Source organism: Sporobacter termitidis DSM 10068 (genome assembly GCF_900130065.1).
GTDB classification, from domain to species: Bacteria; Bacillota; Clostridia; order Oscillospirales; family Oscillospiraceae; genus Sporobacter; species Sporobacter termitidis.
The window spans coordinates 1-16,884 of the sequence record NZ_FQXV01000024.1; the positions used below are offsets into that span (position 1 = coordinate 1).

24 protein-coding genes are annotated in these 16,884 nt (G+C 50.5%); all 24 read right to left on the bottom strand.

Annotation, left to right across the window (positions count from 1 at the left end; translation table 11 throughout):
• Positions 1-75: 75 nt before the first annotated feature.
• Complete coding sequence (locus BUB60_RS19005; RefSeq protein ID WP_073083221.1) at positions 76-1,215, bottom strand: major capsid protein; 1,140 nt, start codon at positions 1,213-1,215, stop codon at positions 76-78.
• 13 nt (positions 1,216-1,228) lie between these two features.
• A complete protein-coding gene (locus BUB60_RS19010; RefSeq protein WP_073083225.1) occupies positions 1,229-1,795 on the bottom strand; it encodes a phage scaffolding protein in 567 nt (188 codons plus the stop codon).
• 147 nt (positions 1,796-1,942) lie between these two features.
• Positions 1,943-2,113 carry a hypothetical protein gene (locus tag BUB60_RS20315; RefSeq protein ID WP_159435486.1) on the bottom strand — a complete coding sequence of 57 codons (171 nt, stop codon included), beginning with the start codon at positions 2,111-2,113 and terminating at the stop codon, positions 1,943-1,945.
• Position 2,114: 1 nt separating this feature from the next.
• Positions 2,115-3,209: a minor capsid protein gene (locus BUB60_RS19015; RefSeq protein ID WP_073083228.1), complete on the bottom strand. Its 1,095-nt coding sequence runs from the start codon at positions 3,207-3,209 to the stop codon at positions 2,115-2,117.
• Complete coding sequence (locus BUB60_RS19020) at positions 3,209-4,750, bottom strand: phage portal protein (RefSeq protein ID WP_073083231.1); 1,542 nt, start codon at positions 4,748-4,750, stop codon at positions 3,209-3,211. The genes BUB60_RS19015 and BUB60_RS19020 overlap by 1 nt, the downstream gene beginning before the upstream one ends.
• 12 nt (positions 4,751-4,762) lie before the next feature.
• The gene (locus BUB60_RS19025; protein ID WP_073083234.1) at positions 4,763-6,037 is read right to left on the bottom strand and encodes a PBSX family phage terminase large subunit; all 1,275 of its coding nucleotides are present in this window, start codon (positions 6,035-6,037) and stop codon (positions 4,763-4,765) included.
• Positions 6,019-6,522, bottom strand: coding sequence for a transposase (locus BUB60_RS19030; RefSeq protein ID WP_423242355.1), 504 nt, complete (start codon positions 6,520-6,522; stop codon positions 6,019-6,021). Before BUB60_RS19030 ends, BUB60_RS19025 begins: the two co-directional genes overlap by 19 nt.
• A gap of 241 nt (positions 6,523-6,763) precedes the next feature.
• Positions 6,764-7,528 carry a metallophosphoesterase gene (locus BUB60_RS19035; RefSeq protein ID WP_073083241.1) on the bottom strand — a complete coding sequence of 255 codons (765 nt, stop codon included), beginning with the start codon at positions 7,526-7,528 and terminating at the stop codon, positions 6,764-6,766.
• A gap of 133 nt (positions 7,529-7,661) precedes the next feature.
• Positions 7,662-8,075: a hypothetical protein gene (locus BUB60_RS19040; protein ID WP_073083270.1), complete on the bottom strand. Its 414-nt coding sequence runs from the start codon at positions 8,073-8,075 to the stop codon at positions 7,662-7,664.
• Between the two features lie 120 nt (positions 8,076-8,195).
• Positions 8,196-8,504 (bottom strand): DUF6378 domain-containing protein, encoded by a 309-nt coding sequence (locus tag BUB60_RS19045; protein WP_073083244.1) that lies wholly within the window; start codon positions 8,502-8,504, stop codon positions 8,196-8,198.
• 343 nt (positions 8,505-8,847) lie between these two features.
• Positions 8,848-9,288 carry a hypothetical protein gene (locus tag BUB60_RS19055; protein WP_073083251.1) on the bottom strand — a complete coding sequence of 147 codons (441 nt, stop codon included), beginning with the start codon at positions 9,286-9,288 and terminating at the stop codon, positions 8,848-8,850.
• On the bottom strand, positions 9,281-9,913 hold the full coding sequence (locus BUB60_RS19060; RefSeq protein ID WP_073083256.1) for a hypothetical protein: 633 nt from the start codon (positions 9,911-9,913) through the stop codon (positions 9,281-9,283). Before BUB60_RS19060 ends, BUB60_RS19055 begins: the two co-directional genes overlap by 8 nt.
• On the bottom strand, positions 9,913-10,374 hold the full coding sequence (locus tag BUB60_RS19065; RefSeq protein ID WP_073083259.1) for a hypothetical protein: 462 nt from the start codon (positions 10,372-10,374) through the stop codon (positions 9,913-9,915). The genes BUB60_RS19060 and BUB60_RS19065 overlap by 1 nt, the downstream gene beginning before the upstream one ends.
• Positions 10,358-10,630, bottom strand: coding sequence for a hypothetical protein (locus BUB60_RS19070; protein ID WP_073083263.1), 273 nt, complete (start codon positions 10,628-10,630; stop codon positions 10,358-10,360). The genes BUB60_RS19065 and BUB60_RS19070 overlap by 17 nt, the downstream gene beginning before the upstream one ends.
• Positions 10,627-10,950 (bottom strand): hypothetical protein, encoded by a 324-nt coding sequence (locus BUB60_RS19075; protein WP_073083266.1) that lies wholly within the window; start codon positions 10,948-10,950, stop codon positions 10,627-10,629. The genes BUB60_RS19070 and BUB60_RS19075 overlap by 4 nt, the downstream gene beginning before the upstream one ends.
• A gap of 254 nt (positions 10,951-11,204) precedes the next feature.
• Positions 11,205-11,486: a hypothetical protein gene (locus BUB60_RS19975; RefSeq protein WP_143162432.1), complete on the bottom strand. Its 282-nt coding sequence runs from the start codon at positions 11,484-11,486 to the stop codon at positions 11,205-11,207.
• Positions 11,483-11,860, bottom strand: coding sequence for a VRR-NUC domain-containing protein (locus tag BUB60_RS19080; protein ID WP_073083030.1), 378 nt, complete (start codon positions 11,858-11,860; stop codon positions 11,483-11,485). The genes BUB60_RS19975 and BUB60_RS19080 overlap by 4 nt, the downstream gene beginning before the upstream one ends.
• A gap of 129 nt (positions 11,861-11,989) precedes the next feature.
• A complete protein-coding gene (locus tag BUB60_RS19085) occupies positions 11,990-13,372 on the bottom strand; it encodes a replicative DNA helicase (protein WP_159435472.1) in 1,383 nt (460 codons plus the stop codon).
• Positions 13,294-13,995, bottom strand: coding sequence for a hypothetical protein (locus BUB60_RS20320; RefSeq protein WP_073083034.1), 702 nt, complete (start codon positions 13,993-13,995; stop codon positions 13,294-13,296). The genes BUB60_RS19085 and BUB60_RS20320 overlap by 79 nt, the downstream gene beginning before the upstream one ends.
• Positions 13,996-14,000: 5 nt before the next feature.
• Positions 14,001-14,306, bottom strand: coding sequence for an HNH endonuclease (locus tag BUB60_RS20910; RefSeq protein ID WP_073083036.1), 306 nt, complete (start codon positions 14,304-14,306; stop codon positions 14,001-14,003).
• Entirely contained in the window at positions 14,297-14,941 is a 645-nt protein-coding gene (locus tag BUB60_RS19980; protein ID WP_073083038.1) for a hypothetical protein, read from the bottom strand. Before BUB60_RS19980 ends, BUB60_RS20910 begins: the two co-directional genes overlap by 10 nt.
• The gene (locus BUB60_RS19105) at positions 14,941-15,441 is read right to left on the bottom strand and encodes a hypothetical protein (RefSeq protein ID WP_073083040.1); all 501 of its coding nucleotides are present in this window, start codon (positions 15,439-15,441) and stop codon (positions 14,941-14,943) included. Before BUB60_RS19105 ends, BUB60_RS19980 begins: the two co-directional genes overlap by 1 nt.
• A 531-nt stretch (positions 15,442-15,972) precedes the next feature.
• Entirely contained in the window at positions 15,973-16,599 is a 627-nt protein-coding gene (locus BUB60_RS19115) for a DUF1071 domain-containing protein (RefSeq protein WP_073083047.1), read from the bottom strand.
• Positions 16,600-16,602: 3 nt separating this feature from the next.
• Positions 16,603-16,884 (bottom strand): hypothetical protein (locus tag BUB60_RS19985; protein ID WP_207650783.1); only part of this gene is annotated, 282 nt, incomplete at its 5' end.

Consider the following 16,884-nt stretch of genomic DNA (forward strand, 5'->3'; position numbering starts at 1 on the left):
TCAACGGAAGGAGAAGCGGAGCAATAACCCCGCCTCTCCCACTCCGCCAGAACGTCATTTGCCGTCTTCATGAACTTAGCCCAGATACCGGCAAGCAAGCTCCGGGTACATGGTCTTGTATCCGTACAGGACGTCCATGCTGAGCATTTCTTTCTTATACTTCATGTCGTAGCCACGGACCACGCGCAGGGAAACGCCATTGTAGCTCGTGACATAGGACTGGACGCCCTGCGGCGCGACGAGCGACCGCGTGACAAAGGCAAAGGCGTTCGGGTTAAACGCGAGGTTTGCCATGTGGCTGGCCGTCAGTGTGACCTCGTCAGTCGTGGCAAGTGCGGGCAGTGCCGGGTACACTTTTGCGGTGATCGTGTTCGTGGCCGCCGTGGCGCCCTCGGTGATGGTGTACGTCTTGCCCTTGACGGTCAGGATGTCGCCGGCAACGAGCGTGCCGGTAAGCGTCGGGCTCGACCCGCCCGATACGGCCAGGACCATTTGAGTGGCGCCGGCGGTAACAGCGGCGTTCGGGTAAATTTTCGGATTTGTACCGCCACCAACGGCGAGTGTTCCGGCCGTGTGCTTTTTGACGGCCTGCGACATGTAGTTGTCGAGGTTAAAAATCGTGCCGATGGAGCCGCGGCGCAGGGCGTCGGTTGTGCCGGACTTCTCGGCGTTGACGACGGCAGGGATGGTTTTGAACTTTGAGTTCGCAACGGGGTCCCATAAGGCGTTGCGCGGAACAACCGGCACCTTATTCTGATCCAGAACAAGCCCGGCGGCCGCGAAATCCGTCAGGTCGTCCGGCGTCGTACCGGCGTCGCCGCCGATATACGGGATGTCCCTGTACAGTTCCAGTCCGTCGCTATTGATCTTCTGCGCCAGCGCCACAGCGGCGGGTTCAATGAAGATGCGGTTCACGTCGTCAAAACTGACGGCGCCCTCCAGTGCCCCGACTTCAACGTCGACAGTCGCTATCGTATCGAGGGTGACCTCCACGCTCTGGCTATCATCGATGGCCTGGGCAGAGGTGCCGGTGTTCGCATCAAACTCGCTGGCATTAAGCACAACGGGCTTCTTCACCTGAATTTTGGCGCCCTTGCCGGTTACAAACTGGCTGGAATAATCCTTATAGATCAGGTTCGGGAAAACAAGATTTTCGATCAGCCGGACAAGCGCCGGTCGGGCAATTTCTTTTACATCAAGCCACTGGTTAGGCATATGTAATCACTCCTTATTTTTTTGTAAATGCTTTCGCATAAAAGTCTTCGTCGGACAGTTTTGACATATCCGACGGTGCCGGGGCTCCGCCCCCGGGCGGGGGCGGGAATCCTGTGCCATCAGCGAAATGTGCTGCGTTTGCCTTTTTGAACTCCTCGGCCCATTCTTTTCCGCCGATGAAGCTTTCGCCTTCAAGCTTGAACGCCTTTGCGGCGAATTCTGATAAAATAGCTTTCTTGCTAAGGTCGTCTCTGGGTTTCAAACCATCAATGAATTTTTCAGCCCTGCTGTCATAGTTGATTTTTGCAAGGCTGGCATCATATTCGGTTTTTGCGGTCTTATTGGATTCCTGAAGCTGTGCGATTTGCTGCTTGAGCGCCTCACTGTCCCCGGACGACTTTTTAAGCTCCTCAAGCTGCTTGTCGCGGTCTTTGATCTGGCCATCGAGCGTCTTCTTTGCCTCATTGGCGGCGTTGAAGTCCGCCCGCGCGACAAAGTCCTTGCCAATCTGCTCAGATACCTTTTTGTCAACGTCCTCGGTGTACGCTTCGCCAAGAATCGTTTTAAGCCATTCCAACATGTTTACCTCCACCCGCTATCCTTGTTAATCCGGCCAGTCCCGGTATTGCGGAGCGCATATTGTTCTCCGTGCGCTACGGTTAATTTTGGTTATAAAAAAGCACCCTGTGAAGGTGCTAAATCTATCGGTCGACTATGAAATGCTCGCCTATTCAGCGAGCATTGCCCTTATTTCCTGCTTCAATTTTTCACATTCTTTATTGAGTTCATCGGTATCTTTTGCATTATCCGATGATCGCTCGTCAATATTCATTTCAGACTCCCATTGATAGGAATCGATCAATTGATCAACCCACGCAATAATTTTATCTTTGTTCATACTACACTGCCTTTCTGTGCGCCGAACGCCGCTTGGCAATCAATGTTTTTTTCGCTTTCTCCAACGTGCCGCTGCCGTATTTTTCAGCAATCGCTTTACGCCATTCCGCATACGTCATGCCCTCCGGCACCTTGTAATTCTTTCCGGTCACCGGATTTCGGGCGGTCCTGACGCCGTCCAGTTCGTCATCAGGATAATATGCAACGGTCGTACAGCGGTCATTCGGATGCATCGGCGGGAAGTTGACGCCCGTTTCGGCGTCACTGACATCGAAGTGTTTCCCGTCCAGCGCCCCGCAGATGACGCAGGTGCGCGCGTCCAGTGTCGCGAGGTATCGGTACTGCTTTACGCCCATAGCCTCATACGCGGTCTTGGCGGCGTCGTTATGCATGCGGTTTGTCTCAGTGCGGATCAGCCGTTCGGAGGCATAGGCTGCGACGTTTAATAGGTCTCGCAGTTCGTTTGCCATCTTATAAACGCCAGTGCCGGATGTTACGCCACTATCGACAATCTTCCCGGCCTCTTTGGCGACGACCTCAGTATTTTTCCAAACGCGCTGTGAATAGTTCTTGCCGGCCCACCTGTTTTCAACCGCCTCAACAATGGTATCGTGTGGCAGCGTGGAGAAATTCACATCGCCCTCATGACCAACAACGGCGTCATACATCGTCTTGTAATAGCCATCGTCGTACGCCCTGATAAGATGCTGCTCACCTATTCTTGGCTCCAGATCAGCCAGGGCGGCCGCTTCGGCCTCGATGGCTTTCTCCAGTGCCTGGACGCGGTTGATTCGGTATGCATATGACGGAGCATTGAGCCGCGCCAAGGCATCCGCGCTGCCGGTCTGCATGTACTCCTCACGAAGCTTTGAAAGAACTTTGGCCGTTTCCTCGATGCTCAGAAGCTTTCGGGCCTCGCGCTCATCAATTCCGGAGACGTTGAGGTAGTTTGCAAAGATCGTTTTTGCGGCGTCGGATAGTCGCTTTCCAGAAGCGGTGTAGAGCGCGCGCAGGCGGCGTATAACGTCGGCAGTGTCTTTATAGGCTTCGGCCTCGCGCTGTAGCGCACGCTGCTCCCAATAGTCGCTCGATTGCATCAGGCGTCACCTTCCGGCGAACCGCTCCCGGGCGGCGTCTCCGGCGGCACGTCGTCATTACCGAACAGCTCCCGCCGCTGCTCTTCAATCTTTTGCTGCTCCTTGTTGATCTGGGCGCGCTCGGCCTGCCAATCAGTGACCAGCGGGTGGGCTTTCGTCTTTGTCTCGTCGCTGACAACGGTATTTGGCGTCTGCGCTATGATCGCGGAAATCTCGGTGTTGTTCTGCGGCTTCGTGCGCTTCCACGTCTGGGTAAACTGCTTTGATTCGTCAGCTCCGAGATAGCGCAGGATAGCCTGTAGGAAATCATTAATTGAGGCTCGGAACTCCGTTTCAAGCAATCCGCTTTTAAGCTCCAGTAAGCCATAGAGAAAGTCAATATAAACGCCGGACTGGTTGCCCGCCGTGTCGGGCTTAGGATTGACAGCCATAGCGGCTACCCAAAACTCGTCATCGAGGATTTCCCGAAGCGCCTTTCTGGCTTCGTAAGGGATTTCATTTTTCAGTGTATCTACGCCGCCATCGTCGCCAACGTCGATGATCTTTTTTGCCTTCATCATTTTCAGACGGTCAACAGGGCGCTGTATCGGATCGCCGTGGTCATCGAGCACTTCGTTGCCGTCTTTGTCGTAGACAGGAGCGTTTTCATCCCCTCGGTAATTTTTGATTACCCAGATGATCTCTTGTATATCGTCGATATCGTTGGCAAATCCAGAAATGAGTTTATCCAGAGCGTCAATGAAATCCTTGTACATGATAAGGTCCGGCAACGCCTTTGCATTATTCCGAAACTCTATAAACGGGACGCGCCCATACGCATGTTGCTGAATATTCCAACTGCCGTTCGGCAGAATCTCATAATTCACGGCGGGCTCCGTTTTTGTCGCCGTCCCGTTCGCTCTGATGAGATAGGCCACCTGCGTATCGCTCCATATCTCGTACCGTGTCGCGGGGCGGCCGTCGTTGTCGTTGTACCCGTAAATGCGAATGAGATATAGGAGTTTTTTCTTGATGGTGGAACGGTCATAAATCGGCACGCAGGTCAGAGGATTAACATACCAGTAATCGAAATTATCTGTGCTGTTGTCCCGCCAGTACGCCAACCATGCGCGGCCGGTGTTCGAACAGTCTGTTCCCAACTGCCGGATTACTTTCGTCCACTGCATGCCCGTTGTGTCCTTGATGGATTTGAGCAAAGCGTCGTCTCCAGCGTTAGAATCGTCCGCAGCCATATCAAACTGAGGCGGCGCGGTGAATAGGTACCCTACCTTCTGGTCAACAACGACGCGGTGCCGGTTTGTGCTGACGCGGTTGTCTGCGCTGTGCAGCGGATTCGACCCGATCAGCCGCAGATACCGATTGACCTCATCAATGGCGGCGGCGCCGGTTAACTTGATTTTGTCTTCATTGCCATAGTAGGAAAATCCCTCTTCGGCGCGCCGCTTCATTTTCTGATATTCGGCGCTGTCGCTGTATATGTAATTCTGGATGATCCGCCGCAGCTGATCTATATCGGTAAAATCGATTGTCAGTGATTGCAAATCCTCACCGCCTTAAAATCTCGTTCCGCCCGGCTTGGCGATTATGGTGTAACAAAAATATCTAACCGCGTCCATTGCATGGTCATGTTTTTTTAACGGTTTGTCTTCTCCATGCTCGGATGCTTTGGCGTCCCAACTATAAGTGCTGAATTCAATAATCGTGTTGGAACATGCGTCCGCAAAAAGGATTTTCCCCCGGTTCAGCAGTGTAGCCACAAAACGGATACCGTCAAGAACGTCATTTTGCGCTTTCCATATCACAAATCCACGCTTGCGTAATTCGGCTATGAATGACGCCGCGCTTGGATCAACAATGACCGCACGCGGCGTTATACCATGCAGGAAAGATGTAAGGTCGGCGGCGTATTCAGCGTCCGTCTTCTGTGCTGACTCGTCGCGGCCGGAGTAGTAGTACTCCTTAACGCAAATCCATTGCCCCGCTTTATTCTGGCACCATAGCAGAAATACTGTGGCGTTCTGGGTGCCGTAATCAATGCTGACATAGTAAACACCAGTTAGGAGATCTGAGGCCTCTTTGATGACGTGCTTCACCGCGTCGAACATGTCATAGATGACGCCCTCGGCCACGACCCACAGGCCGAGAATGAAGCGCTTATAAAAAACGCCTGAGTACATGGCCCGGTATCGAGCCTTTATCTTCTCCGACAGCGACAGATTGTCATCCATCGTGAAATGCAGGTAAATCAGATTCTTTTCCGCAGCCTTGTCAACCCAATTGATTTTGAACCAATGGAATGGTCCTTCAGGGTTGCAGTTGAACCAGAACTTGGAGCCATCGACAGAGCAACGGCCTGTCGCCTGATTGACAAAGCTCTCGGGCATCAGCGCGACTTCATCGAAGAAGCAGCCGGCCAGTGTGATTCCCTGTATAAGGTCCTGAGAGCGCTCATCTTTGCCGCCGAAGATATAGAAATAATTCATCACGCCGCGACGCGTGACGATCAGCAGATTGTCGGCGCGGTGATCGGCGACGCCGTAGCCGCGGGACCGGAGCATCAGCTTCAACCAGAATAGGACATTTCGGCGGAAACTGCCTATCGTCTTCCCGCACATACCGAGATTCATGCCGTCGAATGTCTCCATCGCCCAGAGGACGAAGGAAAGCGACATCGAAAGCGTTTTACCGGAGCGAATGGCGCCGTCGGCAATGATGCCGTCCCGGTCGTGCGCCGGTGCGCTCGGCCTCCACCACGTCAGCACTTGCAATTGCTTTTTAGAAAATGCCTTAAATTGAAAAACAACCTGCGCTACTCGTCCGGTTGCCATGCTTCGTCAACCTTTCCGTCGAGCGCTTCAATGAAGCCGTCATTTTCGACAGGGTTTGTCGCGCTATTGTCCGGCTTGTCGCGCCATTGCTCCGGTTTGCGGTTTTTAAGCCAAAATATCTGCGCTGTTGTGTCGGGTTGCACGCCCTTGATAACTTCTTTTGTTACGCACATTTCCGGCCGAGTTTCTCCTGTTTCAGGGTCCGTAATCATGATTCGTTCTCGGGTGGTCTCCGTATATGAATATCCAATTGCACGCTTATATAAAGCGTTCTCGACCTCAATATCGGCGACCTCTTTTCCCCTTTTTAGGGCCTCCGAAATCTCAGAGAATTGCTTTTTCCACTCATACAACGTTCCCGACGAAATCCCCATGTTCTTTGCCAGTTGTTCGTCTGTCAATCCATCGCGGGCCCATGCCGTCAGCTTAAGCAATCCATCCGGCTCAAGCCATTTCTGATATTTGCCCTTTGCCAATTGGATCACCTCACAAAAGCCTGTCGCGTGGACCTGACAGACAAGGAGGACGTCTATACAGGCCCACGCAGCTATGCCGGGAGAAAGGAATATCGCCCGGCCAATTATTTACTCTCCATCGTCACAGTCAGCGGCCAGTCGCCGCCAACAACCCTATATCTCTCAATGCATGTAGGCACAGGACAATACACTACATCACAGTTTGGGTTTCTCCATCTGCATGTTTCACAGATATGTATACGATCGTCCATCAGTTCCACATCTTTTCTGTACCGTCCAACCTGATAGTGTCAGGATAGAACGCTGTCGGCTTCATCTGCGACCGCGTAGGATATCCGTCATAGTCCAGCCATGATGTGCAAACAAATATCAGCGTATTGCGCTTGATGACATTGTTGTTTCTTGGATCAAATATCAATCGCGCTGCGGGTGCCTTGACGGGCTTGTGCGTATGTCCGGTGATTGATATGTCTATCCCCTCAATGGCTGTTTGGTACGCATCCTGTCGGCTCAGACCACTACCAAGCAAAGACCCGCCGCCGCTACCATGCGCCAGATAGATCATATACGGCACTTGCTTTTGATTCTTCGGCTTCTCACCGAGTAGTATTTTGATAAACCCCGCATCACCAACGTAATTGTCAGATAAGCCGAGTTTGTCAAATATGTCGTCCATCATATCAATGCTTGTTTCCTTGACGGTCCTGTAGCAATGATTACCTCTGCATCCGGCGACGATCTTGAACTTGATAGAATCAAGCATTTCAATCATGTCTTTCTTTTGCTGATGTGGGGTGTACTTTTCGTCGTAGACGTTCGTGACGGATGACTTTATCCCGTTGTTGATAAGGTCACCGGCCAGCACAACAGCGGCATGCGGATCGTCATGTATCCTCTGGAGATAATTTGTGAATTCCTTTTCCATGCACTCCGCAGCGCCATAATGGACATCAGCTATCGGATATAGCGTCAGATAATCCATATCCCTCGGATATTCGCGTACGATTACCTTCATTCGTCACCGCCCAAAGCAAAAACGCCGGCCAATATGGCTGACGTTTTTGTAAAATGTCTGCGCTGGGACACTATAACAAAGTGCGCGCAGTCCTGTTCTATTTTTACAACCCCACTATAGCACATGTGCTATATCAATTACTATCAACTATTTGTATTTCATTCAATGCATCGCCGTGAAGTTTGCACACCCACTGATATGTATAATTCATATCCACCGCGATTTGCTCCCACGTCTTCCCATCGAGGTATCTCAGGCTCAGCAACGTTTGATACGTCAGCCCTGGCGCCGTACGGATAACACCCACGATCTCTTTGCGCATGTCGACATATCGGTCTACTTCTGCGTTGGTCTCGGTAATCATGTCGCACAGTTTTATGTACGTGTCCTCTTTGGTGCTGCCGCCGCCCTTCGGCATATCAGTGATGACCGCCGTGACTTTCTCGCACAGCGCCCGCTGCCCCTCGATTTCCAGCAACTTCTGATTAATTGCCCGATTCAGGTCAACATATCGTCTGAGCCATGCTTTTTTATCTTGATTGGTCAAGTCATTCTCCTCCAATCCCGTTCAAGCGCCCTCCACTTCTGCCGACTATCGCGCCATGATCTGTTTCTCCAGAGCCAACGCATAGCGAACATGTAATATTTAAGGCGTTTCATCGTCTACTCATTCTCCTTTGCACGCGATCTCACCGGCACAGGCGGCGTAACCGGCAAGGTCGATGTAGTTGTCAGCCTTTGTCTGCCCGCCAGCAATACGCGCGACCTTGAATAAGCACATCATGATCCCCACATCATGAGCGTCCAATGTGCAAACGATTCCGTCTTTGCTCACCAATTTCATGTCATACGACTCAATGTAAGAATTCCATAAACTCGCTATTGCCCCAAACGAGTTTTCTGGCGCTCCGTACTGCTGCTCTCTATCCTGGCACACGCATTTTTCAGCCTCGTTTAGAATCTGTTTTCTGTTCATATATTCCCTTCTCGTCATGTTTGACGTCATAAAGCGTTGTGTATAGCCAATCGGCGTATATTTGGAGTAGGATTTGATCGTCTGCTATGGGTGGCGAGTCAGTCATGCGCGACGGTTCCAGACGTCGGCCGCTTCTGATTGGAGCAATTCAGTCACATTATAATGTCCATTTTCTAAATACACAGAAACCGTCGGGCCACGTGTGTGGCAGCAATTACAGCGCACAGTAACAACGTGCAAGTATTCCATTTTCTGTTTTTCGGAGCTCCAATTGCACGATGTTGACTTTTTGCTATCTATTTTGAATTTTGTTTTACCGCAAAACGGGCACGGCTTCAACTCATTATCCATTGCTATCCCCCTTGCCTTGTAAGGCAGCTTCGGCAGCGGCGGTGAAGACGGTGACGCCGATGTCGTCCTGCCAAAAATCCATGTTATCTTCGGACGTGTCCGTTAAGCACTCGGCCCAATAGCGGACATTTTTATTGTTGACGCTTATCAGGCTATATTCATATACCCTGAATCCCAGTATCTCGCCGTCTTGAATGATGTAAACATCCTGATCTATCGGGAGCAGCACAACACATCTTTCCTCCCGCCATGCGGTGCACATCTTTTCAAGATCGTCAGGGCCATCGAATATATCCAGCAATTCATCTACAAGGGCATCAGCCCAATCGGCTCTTCTGCGCGGGTCATCCGCGTTGTCATAATGGTCGATAAGCGCGAAGTATTCTGAAATTGTCTGCGGCCCATCCGCCTTGATCTCGCTGATTTCACGCATGGGTGTTGTCCTCCTTCTTCACGTCATGCAGTTTATCGAGGAATTCTTCGACTCCGTCAACGTCTTCGCTTATTGTCTCAAATGTCGAACCGTCCATTGTCATTGTCCCGAGGACGTGGTCTTCGAAAGCAGAATACGCCCTGAAGGTCTTTCGAAGCATTGCCAACGCTGCGATCAGTTCCGCCTCCAACTGATCGGCGCGCTCCTTTTGCCGGATGAACTTCGCGTAATTTTGGCGCTGGGCTGATATGGCTTCGGCGAGCTGCCTTTTAAGCCGGTCCTGCTCTTCAAAAAACCATGCCCGGTCTTTTGCAAAAGCTGTTGCGTTGCGGTTGGCCGTCTCCTGAAGGTCAGCAAGTTGTTCAGCGAGAGATGCTTCATTTTCTGTGCCAAGATCATGCAATGTGTTGTTTTCTCTGCTCAAGTCGTCCAACTTGCACGTCATATCGGTAAGCTGGGCGGTGAGGAATTCGAGGGCATCGGCAGCAGATATAGATAAAAAATCTATGCAGTCAATTTTGTTTGCTCGTTCTTTGCATATGTCCGGTACGTGACCATTTGCACAGTCACAATCTCCGCTTGTGCAATAGCGCAGCGCCTTTATCAGATTCTCGTAATCATTCATCACGCATCCTCCATCGATTTGTTGTCCTCACCAATACGATCAGCATCATCCGGCGGCACGGGAAGTAACGACAGTTTATAGATTTCTGTCACGCGCTCAAACGCCTCTTGCTGTTCAAATGGTCCAAGCTCTTGAAACTCTACGGCCGTGTTGTTTATTTCGTTGACCACTACACGGAATTTCGAAATAATACTTTCACACCCTGTTATAAATGCTTTGTGCTGCAAAACATCCTCACGTAGCCGCTCGTTCTCCGCCGTCAGCCGCCCGTACGCATGGTAGACTATCTCTTTTTCGTCATAGACTTGATTGAGCAAGCCGGTCAGCCGCTTAACCTCGGCGATCAGCGCCATAATCTGATAATTGGGATGGTATTCGTCACTATATCCTCTGAGATTTGCTGATTTGCAGCGTTCTGTAACGGCCGCCTCTATCGCGGCGAGATCAAGATTGTCGGTCATGATTGCGCATCTCCTTTCCGCAGTTCGGACAGAATCTAACGGTTATTGATTGCGTCCCATTCGTTGTAAAGCCCCTCAATGGAATACCGGCAAATTCTTTGCACCATTCGCAGCCATTCTCGCGGGCGGCTTTCTCGCGGAGGGCGGCGATCACCAAACGTTTTCTATCACACTCGATGCATCCTTCTGCCGGAGCGTGTTCGTTTGCATGAAGCGCCTCTTCAAAATGGGCTATTGCCCGTTCGATCTCGCTCACTTCTGTTCCTCCTTCTTCACAGTCGCCTTATAGCACATAGCGGCAACTTGGATCCACTCGGCGGCGGCATGTTCGGCACACTCTCTCATTTCTCTCAGCATGGAATTTCTGACGTCAACACTGATGTTTCGCTTAACCTGACTCCAGAAACGATCAAGTTTTATCTGAAAATCCGCAGCGTCCGCTGCTGCCTCTTCAAACTCTTCCAGGATGACGGCATAGCTTTCATGTGGACTATTATTCGTCGGTCCGAACTTTTCCTTGGCGCGTTCGTATTCCATGAAGATGGATGCTTGAACTTCAAGTAATAGGTCTTTCATATTTTTCCTTTCCTGTACGCGCTATTTAATCCGCGTACACTCGCAATAAGCGTAAAATTCAATGTCCTGCCATCTTCGTCCCCAATACGAAGCTGCCGTGACGATGGGGGCAACCTCATTCCGGCTGTATGCTATTGGGGCAAGCACTTTGCACGACTTCGGATAATCCGGGTGCCGCACTTCCCATATGCACGTTCCGCCATAGTCGGGGAATTTCGCATCGTATTCGGCGGCCTTATCTGCGCCTGTACGCTTCACCCATGTTCACCCCTCACCACAACCGTCGGCGCGTTCTGCTGGCCGTATGACAGCCCTGTACGCTTTGTTTCGTCTATGTATGGCTTGAACTTTTTCAGGAAGTCATAAGACGTCGGCACGCTGCCGGTCTGCGCGGCCCGGTTGTTTTGGCGCACTTGATTTCGCCTGTTCTGCGCTTCACGCCGAGCGATGGACCTATGCGTGGCGCAGTAGCAGGAGTGGTTGAACTCTGTTGACGTCGGCTCTGTGCAGCCGGGGTATTTACATATACGACTCATGTCGCCTGTCCTTTCAAGTATTTCAAGACCGCTTCTTTTGCCTCAATCCACCCATAACAGACCTGCGCTTGATATCCCTGCTCCAACAGTGAATTGATCCATCTGCGCTGATCTTCGCTCACCACACTGTTCTTGCGCCGTTTGAGTTCTATGTACAGACCGTGGTAATCGCCTCGGGCGACCGGCAAACATACATCCGGCACACCGCGTCTGACGCCCTCGGCGGTTAATCTGGCGGCCTCCGACTTATTCCTGTATCCACCGTTTGGAACGTGGTAGAGCATCCTCATTTCGGGATATCTGCAAGACATCACATCGGCCCATTGGAAAAGGCTTTGCTGCTCTTCACTTTCAAGCGGGATTAATTCTTTCATGTCATCCCCTCCAGCAGATCCGCAGCGGCGCGGAATAGTTTGGCCCGGTGTCCGTATTCGGGGGTTCCCCGAAGCTTCGCGAGTGCTTCATTTCGCAAAGCTTCAAAGCGGAGTGATTCGATTATGGCGTTAGTGGTCATTTCCGAGCACCTTGTTTCCCCTCTTCGGCGGTGCATAATTCTCCGACGTTTCGATAAATCTCATATGCGCTCCGTCGAACTTCATAATTACCACGCCTGTTTTCCCTCGTCTGTTTTTGGCTACCCTGCATCCGATTCGAACGGGAGCACCCTCTGCTGGGGATTCGTCCAACTGCCAGAGCAGAATCACCTTATTGGCGTCCTGTTCTATGTCTCCGCTCTCCCGTAAATCTCGGAGTTCCGGTTCTTGCTTTTCGCTTTTGTCTCGGTTAAGCTGAGATAAAACGACGATCGGAATCTTCAATTCTGCAGCCAGGATTTTAAGGCTATGCGTCATTTCTCCAATCTCAAGATAGCGTTTTTCATGTTTTTTTGAGCCTTGCATTAGTGACAAGTAATCGATAATGATAAGTTTCAAGTCCGGTATTGTTCTGGATAATGCCCTAACTATTGCCGGGGTTAAATGCGGATCATCGCATATCTCAAGGGGCAACCGGCTCGTATTATCGGAAACCTCTCCGATTGCTTTCCAATCCGCCGCCGTCAGGTTGCCGTCTATAAGCTTATCCATATCCAGTCTCGCATCCCGGGACACAAGCCTTTCGGATATTTCCTCCGCCGACATCTCCATGCTGCAGATAAGCGTCCTATGCCCGTTCTGCGCTGCGCTTTTAGCTATGTCCAGCCCGAGAGCGCTTTTTCCAACGCCCGGCCGAGCCGCAATGACTACGAGATTTCCGCCGCACAGGCCCTTTAGGATGCCGTCCAAGCGTGGGAATCCTGTATTGATGCGCAGTATGTTTCCTTTGCTTTGTCTTTCGCTGTACATGGATAAGAGCGCCTCTGATATCGTTTTTATGCGCTTTGTGCGATTGCCCTGTAGATACTCCTGACACAAACTGATAACGTCTCCGGCTACGGATTGCGGATCATCGCCGACAAGAGCCGTCTCAATTGATTCATGCAAGTAACGGAGCCCTGCGTATTTTCTTACGATGTTCGCGTACTCAAATGCGTTTGATGCCGTCACCGTCAGGTCGATTATCTCGCTTGCCAATTTCCCGGCCTTGGATTCGCCGAGATTCGTTTTCAGGATGTCGGCTGCTATCACCCCGTCGAACGCCTTACCGCGCTCCGAGGCGTCAACGGCTGCCTCAAATAACTGGCCCAATGCCGCTATGTAGAAATCTTCTGGTTCGAGTTTTGCTGCGATCCTCGGAATGAGCCTATTGTCAATCATGATGGAGCCAATAACGCTCATTTCCGCTTCCGCGCTGTGATTCTGAAATGGATTCATGTTTTCACCGCCTGTGCATAGAGAGTTGTAAACTTCTCTCTGAATTTTTTTCCTGATAAGATTCTTGAGTTCCAAAATTGATCCTCTTTGGCGAACGCGAGCACGTCGGCGATGAGCGGCCATGTCTTCTTATCGAGCCTGTGAACCTTGTCGAAGTCTTCCGCCCATCTTTGCATAGTTTCCTCGGATATTTTCTCCTCTGGCAAATTCTCCTCAATGGAATTTGCCAGATATTTAGCACATCGATACGCCTCGGATTCGTGAGTAAATATATTCTTTACATTCTTTACATTCTTACGATGTTGTTGGACGCTTGTTACTTGCTTGTTGGACGCTTGTTGATTGATTGTTGTCTCGTTTGTTTTTCCGCTTGCTGGCTCATCGTCGTCAACCTGAAATTTGTCCCATTTTGCAATGGTTACAACGGTAAACCGGCTTGTTGATTCGCATGTTATTTCGCCTGTTGATTTTAGCCTACTTAACGAAGTGCGCACGCTCTGCACTGACAACCCACTAGATTTTCCCAATGATGACAAACTTGTGATAATTTGGCCCGGCAAAATCGTCTGCCCATGCCACCGGGTTTGTCTAAAACTGGCCAAAAGAAGAAGGGTTATCCATAGTCTTGTTGTGTTCTGATCGTCCCACCACTCCCATTTAAGAAGGGCGCGATGCAGTTTTACGTAACCGTCTGGCAATAGGCTCACCGCCTGTAAATAAGATTTTGTTCATTCCACCCTGGGTAATGCGCTGCAAGGTAGTCCGCGAAAAACGCTCTCATTTCGTCTCTACGGTGCGTGTGGTCGTAGGTATCATGACATACGCGGCAGAGCGTCAAAACGTTCTGCTCAACTCCCAGGCCCCCATGAGAGCGCGGAATGAAGTGTGCCTCTGGAAAGGCTAAGTATGTACCGCCACAATAAACGCATTTGCGATCGTCACGATTCCATACGGCGTCTTTCACGGACTTCGGGATGGCGAGGGCTTTTGTCCGTTTGCTCATCGCCATTCTGTTTTTCCGCGTCCACTTCTACGTGAGCGCATTGGCGGCGTTGTTAATGCTTTTTCGTAGCTCCATCCAAGCGTTCTTACGCGTCGATGTATAGAACACAACGAGACTGTGCCCAGTTGCTCGCACCAGTCAGATAATGTTTTTGTCTGTTCGCCAATAGTGATTAAGTGATTTGATGCTGTATTGTGAGCCTGCTCTTTAGGCGTTGACCATCTGCAATTCGACGGCTCGTAATTACCGCCACCATCTATTCGGTCGATAGTTAGCTTATCTGAATATCCATGAGCTAAACTCCATGCCTCAAAAACGGTGAAGTCCTGCCATTCCGCGCAAACTGTTACGCCTTTCCCTCCCCAATATTGAAAACCAGAATAATTGGGGTTAGAACATCTTTGCCGCATATTTACCCAAATCGTGAATAATCGAGTTCCCGTTTTCCCGTGGGGCTTAGCAATGCACCCGCAGGATTTTACAGTTCCCGCTTTTATGGGCCTTGCACTCATGTCTTTTTCATTTCCACAATCGCATCTAAAGTGCCACATTACACTACCGCCTTGGTCCCTCTTTTCCGTTGGATAAAGGGCGGTCAGTTTGCCGTATCGTTTTCCTGTTATATCAATGAAATGTCCCATTATTTCCATTCTCCGATCATAAGACTTTGCTCGCGTTCGCTTATAACATCAATCCCAACAGATTTCGCGTCATCAATTACTCTTTGCAATAGATGGCTCATCTGTTTTGTGTCGTATACAGACGATCCGTGATAAGCAAAGACGAGTTTATATCCCGCTATCTTTGAATCGTCGGTAACGTCCGCAAACCACCCGATACCATGCCCGGCCCAAATTCGCTGGAACTCTTCGACGGCCTCGGACTTGATCGGCAACGGCGTATATTCGCCGCCCTCTCGGATATTGCGCCGGTAGACGTCCTCCTTTGAGATTCTGACGGCATCGGCGATCTTAGTGCAGAGTACCCATAGATATGAGTTTGCATCGAGTGAGCGCTTTTTCTTCGCTTTGACCAGTTCGTATTCTCCGGGCTCAAAACGATAGGCCAAACGGATTGCATCGGGCGCCAGAGTGGAGAGAACGAGCCGCCCGCCTTCATATTTTGCTGAATCGATTCGCATCAGGCCACCCCTTCCGTTTTAAGCATTTCGCTAGGTATTTCAGACGGGGAAGATATTCAGCATTAATCCATGCAGGATCGTATTCGATTGGATGGGTTGACAACCGGCAAGCATCGATTGGATTAAACCAGTTTGCATAGTCCGCCTCCATGAGGCGATATGCCTCGATAACCAACGGTTTTCGAGTGACAAACATTTCGGCTTGTGACTGCTGCCAATACGCTGCAGAGATTTTGAATTTCTCTTTAGAATAGGTTTTTACCTCATGGACAATCTTGTCTTCCCCGTCTAAGTTGACGCGAAGCCGGTACCGCCTAATCTTGATTTGTCTGTCGCGTCGCTTGACGCCAAGATAGTCAAGTATGCGGTGTTCGTATGCGGTACCGGACTGCATCGCCCGATTTGTAAAAGTGTTTCGTCTCAGTCCGAGCTTTTCAAGCCACCACCGAGAAAAGGTAATCGTTCCCCAATTGCTCATTATGATGTTGGTATCGCTTGCGCCGAACCACCCCGACCGATCATGGTTATGTATCATCTGGCCGTCAGCGCTTTTTCAAATGACGCGATCTGATCGAAGTATTTCATGAGCGTAGAAAGGCCTTTCTCGCTGATGCCAACAGCATCGCACAACTCGCGCTGACTAAAACCGCTTTTCTGCATTTTTGCGGTCATTAACTGTTCAATGCGCTCTTTAATCGCCAGGATATTATGCTTAGAAAGATCATCGTCTTTTGCAATGGAGTCCTCGTCCTTAAGCCAAAGATTGAACCCCAATCCCGTGAACACTGCTACGCCTTTCACGAAAGCTCTTGTCTGTGCGTTCCATACTCTTTGTTGGCTCATGGAGTTGTCTTTCACCGGGCTGCCGCCGTTCATCACCGGCGTTTGGTACTCAAATTCAAGGTCATCAATAACGACCCGGACGCGCACTTCGTAACAGCGATTTACAATTTCGTTTTTGTCCTTGAACTCAATGTCACTCATAAATAAGCTGCTGCCGTTTGCGTTGACACAGGGGGTGAAATAAACCTTCTCCGCACCGTTTTCGTGCAATAATTGCTTGCAAACCGCCCAAGGCAGATAACCCGCGCCGTCACGCTTTTCCGCATAAGGCGCTACATTGAGTTTTACGAGTTCGCTATAAGGTTTAAGTGACATAAGTTACCTTCTTTCTACGGTTTGGACTTCACATCCGAACCAATACGCCAGTTCATCCGTTGGCAACGCCGACACTTTAGCTCTAAAGCACTCGGGGCAAAGCGTCTCACATTTTTTGATGCCATGCCATGTGATTAGAAAATTATCGGGGCGTCCTTTTTCGTCCGTGTCGTCGCCAGATACTTCGTGCCCGCATCTAGCGGTGATATAGTCATCTTCTGGCGGCTCGTTGTGGGGCTCGGGGATATCGTTGTTCATTCCTGCGCCTCGACAATCTCTCCATCT

Coding starts and splice junctions, on each gene's coding strand:
- BUB60_RS19005 (WP_073083221.1), bottom strand. CDS start 1,215: ATGCCTAACCAGTGGCTTGATGTAAAAGAAATTGCCCGACCGGCGCTT.
- BUB60_RS19010 (WP_073083225.1), bottom strand. CDS start 1,795: ATGTTGGAATGGCTTAAAACGATTCTTGGCGAAGCGTACACCGAGGAC.
- BUB60_RS20315 (WP_159435486.1), bottom strand. CDS start 2,113: ATGAACAAAGATAAAATTATTGCGTGGGTTGATCAATTGATCGATTCC.
- BUB60_RS19015 (WP_073083228.1), bottom strand. CDS start 3,209: ATGCAATCGAGCGACTATTGGGAGCAGCGTGCGCTACAGCGCGAGGCC.
- BUB60_RS19025 (WP_073083234.1), bottom strand. CDS start 6,037: ATGGCAACCGGACGAGTAGCGCAGGTTGTTTTTCAATTTAAGGCATTT.
- BUB60_RS19035 (WP_073083241.1), bottom strand. CDS start 7,528: ATGAAGGTAATCGTACGCGAATATCCGAGGGATATGGATTATCTGACG.
- BUB60_RS19045 (WP_073083244.1), bottom strand. CDS start 8,504: ATGAACAGAAAACAGATTCTAAACGAGGCTGAAAAATGCGTGTGCCAG.
- BUB60_RS19055 (WP_073083251.1), bottom strand. CDS start 9,288: ATGCGTGAAATCAGCGAGATCAAGGCGGATGGGCCGCAGACAATTTCA.
- BUB60_RS19060 (WP_073083256.1), bottom strand. CDS start 9,913: ATGAATGATTACGAGAATCTGATAAAGGCGCTGCGCTATTGCACAAGC.
- BUB60_RS19065 (WP_073083259.1), bottom strand. CDS start 10,374: ATGACCGACAATCTTGATCTCGCCGCGATAGAGGCGGCCGTTACAGAA.
- BUB60_RS19075 (WP_073083266.1), bottom strand. CDS start 10,950: ATGAAAGACCTATTACTTGAAGTTCAAGCATCCATCTTCATGGAATAC.
- BUB60_RS19975 (WP_143162432.1), bottom strand. CDS start 11,486: ATGAGTCGTATATGTAAATACCCCGGCTGCACAGAGCCGACGTCAACA.
- BUB60_RS19080 (WP_073083030.1), bottom strand. CDS start 11,860: ATGAAAGAATTAATCCCGCTTGAAAGTGAAGAGCAGCAAAGCCTTTTC.
- BUB60_RS20910 (WP_073083036.1), bottom strand. CDS start 14,306: ATGGCGATGAGCAAACGGACAAAAGCCCTCGCCATCCCGAAGTCCGTG.
- BUB60_RS19980 (WP_073083038.1), bottom strand. CDS start 14,941: ATGGGACATTTCATTGATATAACAGGAAAACGATACGGCAAACTGACC.
- BUB60_RS19105 (WP_073083040.1), bottom strand. CDS start 15,441: ATGCGAATCGATTCAGCAAAATATGAAGGCGGGCGGCTCGTTCTCTCC.
- BUB60_RS19115 (WP_073083047.1), bottom strand. CDS start 16,599: ATGTCACTTAAACCTTATAGCGAACTCGTAAAACTCAATGTAGCGCCT.